Source organism: Actinoallomurus rhizosphaericola (genome assembly GCF_024055675.1).
In the GTDB taxonomy this organism is placed as follows: Bacteria; Actinomycetota; Actinomycetes; order Streptosporangiales; family Streptosporangiaceae; genus Actinoallomurus; species Actinoallomurus soli.
On sequence record NZ_JAMXMW010000017.1, the window covers coordinates 188,215 to 203,581 of the forward strand.

Below are 15,367 nucleotides of genomic sequence, written 5' to 3' on the forward strand. Positions count from 1 at the left end.
TCCGTCTCGCAGTGCGCCGCAGGTGCCGGCCGGCCGGGCGCGGTGCCTCAGGGCCGCGCGGACGCCGCCACGGACTCGGCGTGACTGATCTCTTCCAGCCGCCTGCTACGCGTCTCGTGACCGGTGAGCGCGAAGACGGCCATGCCGATCAGCAGCGGCGCGGCCCCGATGATCGCGGTCACCGCGATCGACGGCGTGGTGGCCGCGGCGACGACCATGACGATGATCAGCACGCCTCCCGCCTTGGTGATCCCGGCGGCCAGCCCGGTGCCCCGGGACCGGATCCGCGTCGGGTACACCTCGGACGCGTAGACCGTGATGAGCGCCGCCACCAGGCCGGTCCCGGAGAGCGGGACGACCAGCAGGGCGGTGAGGAGAACATGGTCGTGCGCGAGCGAGTCACCAGCCAGGACGAATCCGAACAGGGCCAGCGCCAGCAGCCCGAAGAACGCGATGATGGTCTTCTTGCTGCTCCAGAAGCCGTACATGGCCGTGGCCAGCAGGCCGATCGGGAGCCCGATGAGCGCGGCGTTCCGGACGATGTAGTCCGAGTTGACGGTGGTGTAACCGAGGTGCTGAAGGTTCGTGGGGATCCAGAGCTGGAAGCCGTACGTGATGAGTCCCACTCCCAGCGCCAGAATGCTGATCGCCACGCTCGAACCGACGAGCGGCGAGCCGAACAGCCGGCGGAATCCGCCGCGCCCCCGGTCGTCGGCCGCCTCGGCGTCGTCCGTCTCCTCGACGACCACGGCGCCGAACTGCGCCATTATCGTCTCGGCGTCCTTCCGGCGTCCGACCGCGAGGAGAAACCGCGGGGACTCGGGAATCCAGTGGCTCAGCGCGATGAAGAGAACCCCGGTGGGCAGTCCGATCAACCAGAGGATGCGCCAGCTGTAGTGCGGGGTCAGCGCGCCCGCCAGCCAGCTCGTCAGCACATAACCGGCACCCGAAACGCCGCCGCCGATGAAGACCATGATCCAGCTGCGGTGACGGGCCGGAATGGTCTCGGCCAGCAGGGCGAAGGTGATGGGCAGCATGCCACCCGCGCCGATGCCCATGAGGAAGCACATGAGCAGGTTCCAGTTGAAACCGGGCATGGCGCCGCAGATGGACGTGGTCACGAACAGGAGACCGGCGTAGAGAATGGACGACCGGCGTCCGATACGGTCGGCGAGCCACCCCCACAGCCAGGATCCGATGACCGTCCCGGTGATGCCCGACAACGGCAGCAGTGCCACCGGGATGTGGCCGTGCGGGTTGCCTGCCGCCTTGAGCCCGTATTCCTTCGCCATTCCGGGTGCGACGAACGCCAGCGCGGCCGGCTTCATCACGTCGATGACGATCGCGACCGAGATGACGAGGAGCATCGCGACGTGCCGCGGCCGGATCGGAGCATCGTCGAGCGCCCGTACCCGGATCCCGGCGGCGGCCTGCCGGAACTCCCGTGTTCTCCTCGGCAGCAGGCCGTACAGCGCCGCCGCGAGTCCGCCGATGATCAGGGCCATACCGGTCAGCATCTCGGCGTCGGGCCGCATCCCCGCCATGCGGTACCCCATGTCGCGCGCGCTGTAATACATCGGAAGATGCAATGCGACGCCCGCGGTGCAGGCCGCGGCTCCCAGCCAGAACGCGACTGGATGTTCAAAACGGTTCCACTGCTGCGTCTGCCGGCGTACGGCGGTCTTAGACATGATGACATCCATGGGTTCGAGGCTCCGGCTCCCCGCCGGCCCTGAGGGAGATCGATAAGCGCGCGTCCGTAAAGGCTGTATCGATGAGCTCGACCTTGTAAAGGATGTTCAACGATTACGCTAAGGCGTTATCGAATCACCGCCGGAGAATCCCGGACGTAATGGCAGTCAACGGCACATAGCGTGCGGATTCCCCGGCCGGGAGCGCCCGGCCGGGGAATCGGTCAGCGGTGGCGGCTCAGCGGACGGTAAGGGTCCCGGCGGTCGGCCGGGACCCGCTGGGTGTGCAGGACACGGTCACGTTCCCGAACGACGCCGAGTCCATGTTGATCGTGATGTCACCGATCAGGAACTTGTCCGTGCCGGAGGCGGAGGGCGTCCAGGATCCGGTCATGTGCACGTTGCTGATCGGCTGGCCGGCCGGGACCGAGCCGCCGGAGGCGGTGGCCTTGAACGCCGAGATCTCCGCGCCGCTGCCTTCGATGACGGCCGTGGCGTTCCAGGAGTTGATGGCCGTGGGCGCGGGCGCGCTGATGTTGGCGACGTCCAGCGCGAAGCCGACCGTCGAGCCGGAGGTGGCCGGGTTCGGCGAGGCCGTCAGCGAAGCGTTGATCGTCGAGGTCTCGGTACCCGCGCCGGGGACGTTACAGAGGTAGGTGGCGGTGAAACTGGACGCGCTCGCCGGCGCCTGAGCCGCGACGGCGCCCACGCCGCCAAGGGCGAGAGTGGCGACCGCTGCAGCGACCCTGCTGCCAATGCGGGGAATCATGGGGATTCCTTCCTGTTCGCTTGCGGGAGGTTGGGGACCCGGGTGATTCACTGCCATCGATCGATCGACAGTTCAGTTTTACATAGCGTCAGGACCGCAATCAAGGTCGGGTTCCGCAGTTGTGCACCGCAATAGAGGACGAATCAGCTGGATATCGAGCTTTGTGCTCCGCGTTCGCGATCCGGACCGTTCGCCTTAACTACCGATAAATGAACAGATCGCCGAGCGGTCGAGGCCGCACGACTAGTGCAGCAGCGTCGCCGCGGGGCCCGGCTCGGGTTCGCCGGCCGGTGGCTGGATGCCCTGGAAGCGGCCGTACCGGCGGGAGTGGCGGAGCAGCGGGGGCACGCCGCCGGCCTCCGCGTGGACGACCAGGCCGACGACGAGCCAGTGGTCGCCGACCGGCATGACCCTGTCCAGTTCGCAGGCCACGTGACACGCGGCGCCGGCGATGAGCGGGACGCCGAGGGGGCCGCTCCACCACCGGGTGTGCGGCCCGAACCGATCGGTGCCGCGGCGCGCGAACCGGTCGGCGATGCCGGCCTGGTCCGCGGCCAGCACGTTCCCCCCGAACACCCGGGCGTCGCGCAGCCGTGGCCAGGTCGTCGACGTCTTCGACACGAAGAACGACACCAGCGGCGGATCGAGGCTGGCCGAGGTGAACGTGGTCACGGTCAGCCCGACCGGGCCCGGCCCGGTCACCACGGCGACCGCCGCCGCGTGCTGCGCCATCGCGCGCCTGAGCTGCTCCATCAGCCGACCCGCGCCAGGAACGGGGTGAGGGCCTGGCGGAAGGCCGGCGGTACGCGGGCCGGCTTCATCCCGCCGTTCTCGGCCCGCATGCACAGGACGCGCTGCCGCCCCCTGGCCACCAGCTCTTCCGCCTCCTCGCGCACCCGCACGTACTCGAACGTGAAGGCCACCTGCGTCTGGGTCAGTTCGGCCAGCCGCATCCGTACGGCGATCTCGTCGAACGCGAACACCTCGGCGAGGTACTCACATGAGCAGGTGAGCGTGAAGATCTTCAGGCCGTCGCCGAGCTCGGCGAGCAGCCCGGGCACACGGTCCCGGAGGAACAGTTCCCGGCACCGGCCCTGCCAGCGGGCGAAGTGCGCGTAGTAGACGTTCCCCACGACGTTGGTCTCGTCCAGCCCGACGACGTGGCGGTACTCGAAGTAAGGCGTCATGCGCGACCCTCGTCTCCGGTGAGGACGGCGAACACGACAGGGGGCTCGGTGCCGCTCAGGGCGGTGGCGATCGTGACGATCCGCGCCCGGCCCGAGGCGAACGTCAGCGAGCCCGGCTCGGTCGAGCCGATGAGACTCAACGGATCAGTGGGAGAGCCGCCGGCCTTCACCTGGCACTCGGTGGCTGCCCACACCCGCGTGGCGGCGACCGCGAGGGGCTCGCCGAGTTCGGCCGCGGCCCGTTCGGCCAGTGTGATCCGGCCGGCCTTGAGCAACTGCGGCCAGGGACGGTCGACGGCCTCCTCGGCGTCGCAGCCGAGCGGACCGTTCCCGGCGACGGCCAGCACGAACCCCGGGCCGTGGGACGCCGAGATCTCAGGCCCGTGGCCGGAGCCCACCTGGAGCTCGATCTCGGGCCGTCCGTCGGGGCGGTGACGTACGAACACGTCGGCGCCGACCGCGCGGCTGACGGCACGGCGAGTCGCCTCGGCGCGCTCATCGTGGCCCTCCGGCTCGACCGCCACCCCGACGCCCTCCGGGAGCCGCCGCTGAAGGTAGGGCCCGATGAGAGCCGCGATCGCGGGAGGGCCATGGCGGCGCAGCGCCCGCAGCCGTAGTCCCTGCCACTCTTCCACGACCCGGCCCGCCTCGTCGTACACCGTGAGGTCGTACAGATAACTGTCGCCGTCATGGCTGCGCTCGCGGGCGTCCAGGAAGATCCGGTCGGGCCACAGGCCCGTCGCGGGCACCAGGCGCTCGACCCGGTCGGGCAGCAGCGTCGCGTCGGGCACGCACGCCTGGATCGCGTGCATGAAGGCGTCCCTGGGTCCAGGGTCGGCGAGCAGCAGTCTTGCGGGCAGCATCGGCCCGAACCACGGCTTGTCCGGGCTTCCGGAGATCTCCGCCACGCAGCCCGTCGCCGTGAGGCTCCGGTAGCCGATGACCCGCTGGAACCGGCTGCCCTGGAAGTACAACGGGCCGTACCAGTCCACTGCCTTGATCAGGCGGGCGGCCGGATGCGTCGGCGCGTCACCGGCGGGGGGCACCGGCCCGGGCCGGAACGTGCCGCGGACGTGCTCGGCGGCGAAGTCGGTCTCCGCGCTGCGGATCACCACGTCGACCGAGTCCCCGTCCTCCCGCACCACCGCACCGATCCTGATCGTGGCGGCCAGGTCTCCGTCGGCCGTCACCGGCCGGAGGAATTCCACGTTCTCCCAGGCCGGCCGGTTGGGCAACGCGGTGACCGCGGCGGCCGCCTCGGTCATCGCCTCCAGGGCCAGCACGCCCGGCAGGATCGCCACCCCGTCCACCTGATGGTCGGCCAGGTACGGGTCGTCATGCCCGGTGAGGCGGGCTTCGGCGACCAGCTCGATCGAGGGGTAGAAGACCAGCGGATTCTCGGTGAACCGCGCCAGCGGCAGCTCCCGTTCCTCGAACGAGACCGTCGGCAGGTCGCCGGCGCGGCCGACGACCACTGTGACGCCGGGGGCTCCGGGGTCGGCGATCAGCCGCAGCAACATCCTGACGCCCTCGTCGGGCGGGATCGGCCTGATGCCGTCGCGTACCAGGGCGTCGAGGACACCGAGGTGCTCGCCCATCCCCACGCCCGACCACACCGACCACTCGATGGCCAGGCAGCGGCAGTCCGGGTGGCGGCGGGCCTGGTCGAGGGTCAGGTCGGTCAGCCATTCGTTGGCCGTGCCGTACTCCGCCTGTCCGCGCAGGCCGGTCCGGCCGATGATGCTGCCGAACGTGACGAGCAGCCGCAGCCGATCGTGGCCGACCGCGCGGAGGACGGCGCGCAGCCCGTCGACCTTGGGCGCCACGGTGGCGCGGAACGACGTCTCGTCGGCGTTGGTCAGCGCGGCCGGCCGGTTGCGGCCGGCGCCGTGCAGGACGGCCGTCACCTCGCCCAGCCGTTCGCGCGCGCCGGCCACGGCGGCGGCGACCTGCTCCTCCGACGTCACGTCCGCCGGGAAGTACGCGTGCTCGACGCCGGCGGCCTCCAGCCGCGCCAGGTTGGCCGCGAGGGCGGCGTCGCGCGCCGGATCGGAGCGGCCCAGGATCGCGAGCTTCGCGCCGGTGCCGATGGCCAGCTCCCGCGCGCACTCGGCCGTGATGCCCTTGCCGCCGCCGGTGACGAGCACGACGTCCTCGGGCCCGAGCGGCAGGGGGCCGGGCCTGGACGTGTGGGGGCGCAGCACGGGAACGCTGCGCCGGCCGCGCTCGTCGAGGCGCACCTCGGTGAAGCCGGTCGCGGCGGCGGCCTCGCGTACGACGGCGGCGACGGGGAAGGGACCGGCCGGTACGTTCACCACGCAGGTGACGACCTCCGGATTCTCCAGGTGCAGCGTCTTGGCCAGGGCCGCGGCGCCGCCGCCGCTCTGGACGACGAGACAGCGCCGGGCACCGGCGAGTGCGGCGCGGGCGCCCGCCAGCAGCGTCCCGGTCTCCGCCGTGTCGTGCGCCGGTGACGGGCAGATGAGCACCCCGTCACCGATGCCCGCGGTCTCCAGGGCGCGGCGGAGCGGCTCGGCCTCCGGGCCTCCGGGCGAGACGAACGCCTGCCACGAGCCCGTTCCGGCGGCGGCGTCCGCCCGCGGCGGCAGCGGATCCGCGGGCACCCACGCGACCGCGAACGGGCGCACCCACGGTCCCGCCCCCTCCACGGCGTCACGCCGCGCGTCCTGTCCCGGCGATGCCGCCGCGGCGAGGTCGTCCAGCGCCTCGGCGAGCTCGGCCAGGCTGGCGGTGGCGAAGCCGGTCGCCGGGGCGAGCGTGGTCAGCCCGCGCTCGGCGGCCGCCTCGTTCATGATCTGGCCGACGACGATGGAGCTGAGGTGCAGGTCGTCCAGCGGTTTGGTGTCCGGGCGGACCACCTCGAGCGGGAGCTCCGCCCGCTCGGCCGTCAGTCTCCGCAGCCGCTCGATCGCGCTGTCCTCGGTCGCGCCGGCCTCGTCCCCGGACGCGCCGTTCCGAGGCTCGGCCTCGCCGCGGTCACGCGGCACGACCGGGGCGGCGGGCAGGTCGAGGTCCGGGGTGGACTCGCACGGATTGGCGAAGAACCGCAGCGGCGCGCCGAGCCGGAACGGCCGGGTGAACCGGCCGTTCCACAGCGCCTCGGTACGGACCGGAACCCCGAGGACCACCGCGGCCGCCACGACCTGCAGCAGGGGGGCCAGTGACGGTGCGTCGAGATCCATGCTCAGCGCCGGAACGCCGGCGTTGCCCGCGGCCAGCCCGCTCAGCGTCGAACCCGACCCGGCCTCGATGAACAGGCCTACGTCATGAGCCGCGGCCGCGACCGCCGGGCCGAATCGAACCGGGGCGGTGACCTGCTCGGTCAGCAGCCGGACCAGGTCGGTGCCGGGGGCGAGCTCCTGGCCGGTCACGGTCGAGATGACGCGGCCGCGGAGCGGCCGGAACTCCTGGTCCCGTACGTGTTCGGCCAGCGGGGCGGCGGCGGGCGCCACCAGCGGGGAGTGGAAGGCGTGCGACACGCGGAGGCGCGTGCACTCGATGCCCGCCTGCCGGGCCCGTACGGCGACCCGGTCCACCGCGTCGGCGGGCCCGGACACGACCGTCTGGCCGGGTCCGTTCAGCGCCGCGATCACCACGGGATCGCCGGCCAGCAGCGGCGTCACCCGGTCCGGCGCCGCGGCGAGGCCGGCCATCGCTCCCCCGCTGCCGAGGCCCGCCATGATGCGTCCCCGTACGGTCGCGATCCGCAGCGCCGCGGCCTCGTCGACCGCCCCGGCCCAGGCGAGGGCCGCGAGCTCGCCCACGCTGTGCCCCACCGCGACCTCCGCCTCGATCCCGAGGGCCGACAGGACGCGTACGGCGGCCAGCGAGGCGGCGACGATCCGGGGCTGGGCCACGGCGGTGTCGACGGGGTCCCCGTCGGGCAGCGGCCACGAGTCGAGCACGGCGCGGAAGCGGCCGCGGGCGGCGCTGTGACCGTGCCGGGAGCCCCGGATCGAGCCCTGCCCCGGGAACAGGAGCCCGGCCTTGACCGGGCCGGTGACCCGGCCGAGGAAGACACCGGCATCGGGGTCGAACAGCGATTCGCTCCCCTCCCCCAGTGCGTCGGCGGCGCGCCGAAGCGCTTCCGCCGCCCGGACCGGGTGCCCGGCGACGATGGCGGCCCGCAGCGGCCGCCCGCGATATCCGTCGTGCAGGACGGCGGCCAGGTCCCCCAGCTCGGCGAAGGACAGGGCGGAGACGGAGTCCGCCAGCCGCAGCAGCGTCTCCCGCAGCTCCGCGGGCTCGTCGGCGTCCGCCAGCAGCAGTTCCCGGTCCTGCGCCGAGGACAGCAGCGCGACCGACCGCGCCTCATCGGTACGGCGGTCGCGGGACTGCCCGATGACCACGTGCGTGTTGATCCCGCCGAAGCCCATGGAGGTGACGCCCGCCCGGCGCGGCCGCCCGGACGGCCACGGCTCGCCGGCCGAGGCGCGCAGTGCCGGGCGGTCCCGCAGCAGCACGTCGTGCGGGTCCACGCAGCCCGCGGTGGGCGGGATGATCCCGTCCCGGACCGCCAGCGTGGCCTTGATGAGACTCGCGATGCCGCAGGCCGCCTTGGTGTGCCCGATGAGGGCCTTGATGCTGCCGATCGGGGCCGGCGGCGCCTGCGGGTCGGCGGCGTCGCGTTCCGCCGAGATGGCCTCGAGCTCGACCTGGTCGCCGGTCGGCGTGCCGGTGCTGTGCCCTTCGAAGTAGCCGACCGTGTCCGGGCCGAACCCGGCCCGCTCGTACGCGCGGCGCATCGCCAGCCGGTAACCGTCGACGGTCGGGCGGGTGATTCCGCCGCGGCCGTCGGAGGACCTCCCCCAGCCTTCGATCACCGCGTAGCCGCCGGTCGCGTCCTCCTCGCGTACGAGCACCGCCATCGCGGCGCCTTCGCCGGGCAGGAAACCGGAGCTGCGCCGGTCGAAGACCCGCATCTCCCCCGGCGTCAGCGCCCCGACCTTGGCGAAACCGATCAGCTCGAACGGGTCGATGCTCAGGTCGACCCCGCCGACGATCGCGACGTCGATCTCGTGGTCGGCCAGCGCCGTGCACGCGGTCACCACCGCCAGCAGGGACGAGGAGCAGGCACCATCGACGGTGTAGGCGCCACCCCGCAGGTCGAAGTGGTTGCTGATGCGCCCGGCGATGGTGTTCGACAGCCCACCGGCCAGGGTGTCCTCGCCCACCTGGGGGAACGGAGCCTTGTACTGCCGCTCGAGACCGGCCAGGAATCCTTCCAGCCGGCGGTCGTCGAAACCTTCCGCGCGCAGCGCCGCCGCGACGGTCCGCCGGACGTACGGCCAGCGCAGGCGCATGAGGTTCGCCCGGCTGAACTCACCCGTCAGGGTGTTGCCCACGATGACGCCTGTGGTCAGAGCGGGCAGGCCCGCGCCGCCGGGGAATCCCGCGTCGGCGAGCGCCCGGGATGCGACGTCCAGGGCCAGCCAGTGGGTGAGGTCGGTGGACCGGTAGGTGCTGCCGCCCACCCGGAAGCCGACCCGGTCGAACTCGTAGCCCTCGATGACCGCGGCCATGTCCGTGTAGAACCGGTCGCCGGCATCCGGGTCGGGCCAGTAGTAGTCCGCGCGGCTCAGCCGCTCGTCCGGCAGGCGGCGGAACGCCCGGCGCTGCGCCAGCACGTTCTCCCACAGCTGGGCGGGCGAGGAGGCATCCGGGTACTCGCACGCCAGTCCGATGATCGCGATCCGTTGTCCCATGTCGTCACCTGGCCTCGGCCACGGTGGCCGCGACCTGGACGGGCGGCGCGGACTCGCGGCGCAGCCGCCGCGCGGCCGGCAGCGCCTTGCCCCAGTGGTAGGCGCCGCGGACGGCGCAGACGACGACCAGCGCGAAGAACAGGCCGTACACGATGTGCAGCGCCATCAGGACGCCGTAGATGACACCCACCGACGCGCCGAACATGACCTGGTCGCGCGGCCTGACGGGGGTGGTGCCCGGGTCGGTGACCATGTAGTTCAGCCACAGCACGAACGCCGTTCCCGTCATCATCAGCAGCGCGGGCCGCCAGGCGATCCCGAACACCGCGGCCCGGAACACGGCCTGGGCCGCGAACGCCAGCACCAGCCCGCCGATCAGTGGCATCTTCTTGGTGAGCTGGGCGTTCAGCATCGTCCCCGACGCCAGGATGACGACCGGGATGAGCCAGTCCAGCACCGCCCCCGTGTTCTCCGTGAACTCGTACGGCGGCGCGATGCTGACCCAGGAGAACAACAGCAACGCCACCGCGATGCCGAAGTTCGACGGGTTCATGAAGTGCCGCGACTTCCCCTTGATCGGGGCGCGCAGGATCGCCTTCTGGCCGACGGCCACCACGACCGCGAAGACCACCAGCCACGCTTGCGCGTTGGCGTACAGGAGCATGTTCACGGCGAGGCCGGTGATGTGCGCGGGCAGCAGGTAGTCGACCAGGCCCCTCAGTCCGTGCCCCCGGTAGGCGGGGGGCCGGTGGTGGGCCCACGCCGTGACCGCCTCCACCAGGATCTCGGTGGCGTAGGCGGTGCCCACGGCCATGAACGGCCACAGCCATGGCTGTTCGAACCCGAGCAACAGGTAGCCGATGATGTTGAACACGGTGATCGAGATCGCGAACCTGCGCAGGGCCGCGATCCGGACGTCCTTCGGCGGCTTCGGACGGACGTCGTCCGGCGGGTCCTGAGGGACGTCCTTCGGCGGCTCCTGGCCGGCCGGCCGGGCCGGCGTACGCGAGCTTTTTCCGCGGAGTGATGTCATCGCGCCGGTACCTCATGAATGGTCGAGTCGAGTAGGAGCGTGTGACTGCCGGGGGTGAAACGGGTCGTCTCGCGGTGGACCTGGCCGTTCGTGTCCCGCCAGGTCACCGTCGCGGCCACCGGAGCGCCGGACTCGCCCAGCCCGAAGTGCAGGCCGAAGTCGTTCTTGCCCGAGTGCCCGCTGCCGCCGTCGACCTGGGCGATCATGGTCTTGCCCGAGGAGGTCCGTACGGTGACCGTCGCTCCGATGGCCGGCGTACCCGCCGCCTGGAGCGGTGCCCGCTGCCCCGGCACCGGGCGGAAGAGCCGCAGGTCCAGGTATTCACCGAGATGGGGAGCGTCGTTCTGGTAGAACGCCGGCGGCCCCCACTGGCGGGCGACCGCGAGGTCGAGCGCCCCGTTGGCACGGGTGTCGGCCATGCTGATCCCGCGCGTCGGGGTGCGCACGCACAGACCCAGCGGGCCGCTGATGTCGACGTAGCGGCCGTCCTGTCCCGGGGCGAAGAACGCCGGGCACTGGTGCCCGGCGACGTCGTCGCCCGCCTCGATGTTGGGCCAGTACACCGGGTTGGAGAGGAAGTTGTCGTTCGTCGTCGCGAGCTCTTGCAACTGCGCCCAGCGGTTGACCGTGCCCTTCACGAAGCCGGCCGTCTGTACGACGTCCTGGGTGCCGCGATTGGCGAAGTCCCCGGCCTTGACGTCCCACGACCAGCCGTTCTGGGCCAGGCCCATGGGCCAGCTCCTGTCGGCGAAGTCGGCGTTCCCGCGGAGCAGGTCGCGACGCATCTGAGCCTGGCTGCTCGACGTGTTCATCCACGTGAAGTTGCTCTCTTCGAGGCCGAACGAGGTGGTGATGTTGCTGACCACCATGTCGAGCCTGCCGTTGCCGGTCAGGTCGGCGAAGTCGACGCCCATGCCCTTGAACGAGCCGTTGCCGAGGACCTTGGACTTCGGCACGACCGGTGATCGCCAGCCCTTCGCCTCGGTGAACCGGATGTGCCCGGGCTCGGACCTGTTGACGAACAGGTGGTCGTGGCCGAAGTCGTTGGCCACGTACAGGTCCGGGATCATCGAGCCGTCCAGGTCGGCCGCCGCGGCGGCCAGCGTCCAGCCGGTCGCCGAACCCTTCGGGAACGGGTCGCGCGCCTCGGCGTACCTCGGCGCCCCGGTCGCGGTGGCGCCGTCCCACCGGAGGACGAGGTCGCCGCCGCCGTTCGTGGCACGGGAGAACCCTTCGGGCATGACCACCTTGCCCCGGGAGTGCGACCCGAGAACCGGGGAGTCCGGGAAGTAATTGCCGATGACGATGTCCTGGTGGCCGTCGCCGTCCAGATCCGCCACGGCCACCGCGTTGGTGTTCCAGAGCGGGCCCGTGTAGCGGCCGCCCGGGCCGGGCTGGTGCGGGACGACCTCGGTCGGCCGGTAGGCCGACGCGGACAGCTGCTTCGCCTCCCGCTTGAGCAGGTAGAGCACCGGAGTCCGGCCCCAGTAATACACCAGCAGATCGGTCAGTCCGTCCTGGTTGAAGTCGCCGGGAACGCAGCCCATCGGGGCCATGGTGGACGTGTCGTAGGGCAGCGCCGGGGACGGGCTGAGCACGAATGGAGCGAACGTCCCGACGGCTTCCGTGCCCGGCACCGGGGTGACGATCACAGAATCGCTCCGGGTGTCGACCAGGCACATGTCGTCGGGCCGGCCGCTGCCGGTGAAGTCGTTGATCGCGACCGCGGCGCCCACCGACGAGATCCACGCCTGAATGCGCCGGTAGGCCGGGTTGACGTCCCGGATCGTGGCGTTCGGCAAGCCCGGCGGTTCGGCGATGGGCAATGGCGTGAAGTGATACCGCGAGGCCGCGGTCGTCTGCTGCCGGGCTGACGCTCCGCGTGGTTGCGCCAGCGGCAACAGCGCTCCGATCAGCGCGAGCACGACGGCCGGCGGTGCGAGCTTCCTTATGTTCACTTCTCTCCCGCGAACCTTTCTGTCCGGAACTCAGGACCGCCGGACCTCTGACCATCTCGATGGGGATGCGAGGGCTCACGCGTGAAGCGCCGGCGGATCCGGAGGCGCCATGCCTGATAGGCGTCCCCGGCCGCCGGGTCGGCCGGCCGGGCGTCATCGGTCCATCGCGCCGCCTCCGCGACCTCCATCCCGCACAGCACCCGCACCGCGGCGGCGGTGAGGGGCGTGACCAGTCCCGCCTGGTGCCGGGCCTTGGCCGCGAAAGCCGCACCCTGGGCTACATCCGGCAGGTGGCGACCGGCGCAGGCGGCCAGTTCCCGCAGCGATGCCTCGACCGCCTGCTCCGCGGCCGGGTCCTCCCCACCGGCCGGGCCGGCCGCGCTCTGCTGACCGGCGTACGCCGCGGCCAGGCCCGCGCCGGCCCACAGGTCCGGCCGGCGGTCGGCGGCGAAGCCCGCGATCGTGCCGGCCAGGTGAGCGGGGTCGGCCCCGCAGACGAACCACAGGGCCCGGCCTATCCCCTGGTCGACGACGTGCGCGGCGTCACGGGCGGACCCTGGATGGCCCCGGAGGATCCGGGGCCGGCGTTGCTCGCCTACGACGAGCGGAGTCCGGAAATAGGCTTCGTGGAACCCGTATCCGTCCAGGGCCAGCCAGCGCAGCAGCGGATCCCTGAGGCGGACCCGGGGGCGCAGCGGGCCCGGCAGACGGGCCAGCGCCCAGCCCGCCCCGACGTGCGCGGTGTAGATCTGGTGCGCCGCCGGGCCGGCGATGAACCTGTGCAGCCGCCCTCCGGCTCCCGGAAGAAGACCGTCAAGGATCGCCAGCGCCATTGAGGCGCCCTCATAGGCGAAACCGCGGTACTCCGAGGGAACCGTTTCCAGGCGCGTCGCGACCTCACGCTCTCCCCGCACGGTCATGCCGTATTCCAGGCCGATGAGGAACCAGCGGCCGACCTGCTCCAGATAGTCGCGAGCCTGCGGCCGTCCGACATGGAAGCCGCGCACGAGAAAGGTCACCTCAGTCGATGGCGGCGCCAGCATCTTATGGAGAGCACGCCCCGTAGCGAAAGTCATAGAGTTCCCTTAACCGTAGGGAGCATTCACTGCCTGAATCAATTGGCCTCATGAAATGACCAGTTATTTCACGCCGGTTCCGGCATTTTAACTGACACTCACGAGACAGCCAGAATGCACTGATCCAGGCATTCGGTTCCGCTCGGCGGAAATAATTGCACGATGATCGCGAGCGGCAGCCGCACCGCGGCCTGGAGCCGGGCGACCGAGGCCGGCCCTTTCCGGGCATGGGCCTCGCGTCGCCTTCGCCGCGTGGGGCGCGAACCTTTTCTTCCGGCGTCTCAGAGTTCTCGGCGTGCTGATGGCCTGCCGGGATCGTCGGTCGGGCGGCGCCCGGACGACTGGGAGGTCTGATCCGCCGCGAGCCGGTCGGCTATGGAGCGCCATACCCCGGCGCAGTGCTCGGCGAGGGTGATGAGGCAGTCGGCGCGGTGGGGAGGAACCGCTTCGATGAGCTGGTTGACGTCGGCCCCGCGGACCACGTGGTCGTGCAGCCAGCGGAGCATGCCCCGGCCGGATTCCGACTGCCGGATCGCGGGGTCGTGGACGAAGCTCTCCAGCAGTGAGCCGGGATCGAAGCCGGTGACGTCGGGAGCGGAGCGCCGGGCGGGGCGTCGTGCCGTGACGACCTGGCCGGGCCCGGGAGACGTTGCGCGATCCGGGTCGGCGCTGGGCCGGCGCGAGCGGATGGGATCTTCCCCACGCTGCATCTGCTTGCGGACGTCATGGGCGGTTCCGACCGAGATGCCGGCACCGGCGGCGATCTCCCGCAGCGAGGCGTCCGGGCGGGCGGCGAGGAACTCCACGGCGCGCCGTCTGCCCTCCGTGCTGTTGAGCGGGCGGGCGCGGCCGTCGACGCCGATGCGCTTGCTCGACTGCGGATTCTCCGCGCTTGAGCGTTTCCTAAGGGCACTGACCGTCTTGTCCGACAGCCCGGTGTAACCGGCGATCGCACGGTCGGAGAGGTCAGGGCTGGCGGCGATGATGCGCTGGGCGGCGCGCCTCCGGTCGTCCAGGCTGAGCGGGAGACCGTGCGTGACGTTCTCCCTGACGGCGTGTAGAAATGCTTCGTTCTCGTCGCCTTCGAAGAACCGTACCCGGATTTCCTTCCTGCCGCTGGCCATCGCGGCACGGAGGCGGTGCATGCCGTCTATTACCCGCATAGTGCTGCGGTGCACGAGGATGGGCGGCAACTCCGCCTCGGCCTCGACCAGCCGGCGGGTGTGATTCTCGTCTTCCCCGGCAAGCCGCGGCGAGTCGGCCGGCAAAAGCTCGCTCAGCGGGACGGTGTGCACGTCCTGACCGGGCGCGGGGAGCAGGGCCGGCCCTTCTCGTTCGGCGGCTCCCGCTGCCGAACTGTGCACCGGGCGGTGCATTTCAACGTTCGGTTCGGTGATAGGCCTGTGTGCTGCAGTCCTGGACGATGTCATCGTCTCTCCAAGAGCTCACGGCGTTCAACAAACTAGCGACGATTATGCGCATAGCAGTTGCCGGGCCGGAACCCGCGGCCAGGGCCATCCTCATGACCGGTTGCGGACCTAAAACAATGCTCTTAAGTTAGCCGCAGGGCCGCCTAGGGGCGAGCGCAATTGACGCCGCCATTTCGCGCGGCAGGGCAGACGACGATGCGGGGCAGGCCCGCGAGGTCGCGGAAGCGGACGACGCACCGGGGAGGCCCCAGTGCGTCACCGGTCCCCCATGGGTGCCGCGGAGTTGCCGGCAGGCAGTGCGGCCCCTTGTCGGCCACCGCTCGAACGGTCAGGTCGTTTCCGCGGCCATTCCCCGTTAACTTAATACCATTGCGGGCGGGATCGAGCGATACTGGACGACGAAATTGGTCGATATCGGTCGTCCGTCCGCGGGCCAACCTGCGGGTCACACGCTCCGCCGACCCACAACGCCGGCTCCCGGCCGGGCCGCTCACGGT

The 15,367-nt window shown here is 71.3% G+C and carries 9 protein-coding genes; all 9 read right to left on the reverse strand.

Translation table 11 applies throughout. From position 1 onward, the window contains the following. Window positions 1–47 precede the first annotated feature (47 nt). The 9 genes from NE234_RS32315 to NE234_RS32355 all read right to left on the reverse strand — a co-directional run bounded on the left by NE234_RS32315 (window position 48) and on the right by NE234_RS32355 (window position 14,804). A complete protein-coding gene (locus tag NE234_RS32315; RefSeq protein WP_252784664.1) occupies window positions 48–1,691 on the reverse strand; it encodes an MFS transporter in 1,644 nt (547 codons plus the stop codon). 238 nt (window positions 1,692–1,929) lie between these two features. Beyond that, window positions 1,930–2,460: a hypothetical protein gene (locus NE234_RS32320; protein WP_252784665.1), complete on the reverse strand. Its 531-nt coding sequence runs from the start codon at window positions 2,458–2,460 to the stop codon at window positions 1,930–1,932. Between the two features lie 243 nt (window positions 2,461–2,703). Further along, on the reverse strand, window positions 2,704–3,213 hold the full coding sequence (locus tag NE234_RS32325) for a flavin reductase family protein (protein WP_252784666.1): 510 nt from the start codon (window positions 3,211–3,213) through the stop codon (window positions 2,704–2,706). Beyond that, window positions 3,213–3,647, reverse strand: a complete 435-nt coding sequence (locus NE234_RS32330) for an acyl-CoA thioesterase (RefSeq protein ID WP_252784667.1) — start codon at window positions 3,645–3,647, stop codon at window positions 3,213–3,215. Before NE234_RS32330 ends, NE234_RS32325 begins: the two co-directional genes overlap by 1 nt. Next, window positions 3,644–9,373, reverse strand: coding sequence for a polyketide synthase family protein (locus tag NE234_RS32335; protein ID WP_252784668.1), 5,730 nt, complete (start codon window positions 9,371–9,373; stop codon window positions 3,644–3,646). The genes NE234_RS32330 and NE234_RS32335 overlap by 4 nt, the downstream gene beginning before the upstream one ends. Before the next feature lie 4 nt (window positions 9,374–9,377). Then, complete coding sequence (locus NE234_RS32340) at window positions 9,378–10,406, reverse strand: RnfABCDGE type electron transport complex subunit D (RefSeq protein ID WP_252784669.1); 1,029 nt, start codon at window positions 10,404–10,406, stop codon at window positions 9,378–9,380. After that, window positions 10,403–12,364 (reverse strand): CRTAC1 family protein, encoded by a 1,962-nt coding sequence (locus tag NE234_RS32345; RefSeq protein WP_252784670.1) that lies wholly within the window; start codon window positions 12,362–12,364, stop codon window positions 10,403–10,405. The genes NE234_RS32340 and NE234_RS32345 overlap by 4 nt, the downstream gene beginning before the upstream one ends. Then, complete coding sequence (locus tag NE234_RS32350; protein WP_308206955.1) at window positions 12,361–13,440, reverse strand: DUF1702 family protein; 1,080 nt, start codon at window positions 13,438–13,440, stop codon at window positions 12,361–12,363. The genes NE234_RS32345 and NE234_RS32350 overlap by 4 nt, the downstream gene beginning before the upstream one ends. Window positions 13,441–13,721: 281 nt before the next feature. Continuing rightward, window positions 13,722–14,804, reverse strand: a complete 1,083-nt coding sequence (locus tag NE234_RS32355) for a ParB/RepB/Spo0J family partition protein (RefSeq protein WP_252784672.1) — start codon at window positions 14,802–14,804, stop codon at window positions 13,722–13,724. Window positions 14,805–15,367: the final 563 nt, after the last annotated feature.